Source organism: Streptomyces sp. ATLC9 (assembly GCF_057196705.1).
In genome coordinates this window covers 1-483 of record NZ_JBXUOY010000586.1, presented here as the reverse complement: position 1 = coordinate 483, position 483 = coordinate 1, and the positions used below count along the sequence as shown (strand labels likewise).

Genomic DNA, 483 nt, shown 5'->3' with positions numbered 1-483 from the left:
CCCCGATGCCGGGGACCGCACCGGAGGCGCCCGGCGCCGTGCCCGGCGCCGCCGACGAGACGCAGCTCCTGCCCCCGATGACCGCGTCCGGTCCGGTTCCCCCGGCTCCCCGGGCCGCGCCGGGGGCCCCGGCCCCGCAGGACGGCCGGGGTGCCTGGGCGGACGGCATGGACGACGACACCCGGGTCCTGCGGCCGGTCACCGGCCGTACGCCCCCGGAGCGCGACACCGAGAGCACCACGGTGCTGCGCAGGCCGCTGCCGCCCGAAGGCGCGACCGCCTCCCCGCGCCCGGCGTCCCCGCCGCCCGCCGGGGCCCCGTACGGGATACCTCCCGGCGCTCCCGGCGACCGCGCCGCGCCGCCTTCGGACTTCGACGGACTGTTCCGGGGCGGCGCACAGCCCGGTGCGCAGCCCGCCGATGCCACACAGCAACTCCCGCCCGTCGACCCGGGTCCCGCCCGGCCGCCGTACGGCGGCGGCC

General features: G+C 81.8%; 1 pseudogene. It reads left to right on the top strand.

The annotated features are described in order from the left end of the window. Positions 1-483: pseudogene (locus AC2CJA_RS27190) on the top strand (hypothetical protein); the annotation flags it as partial.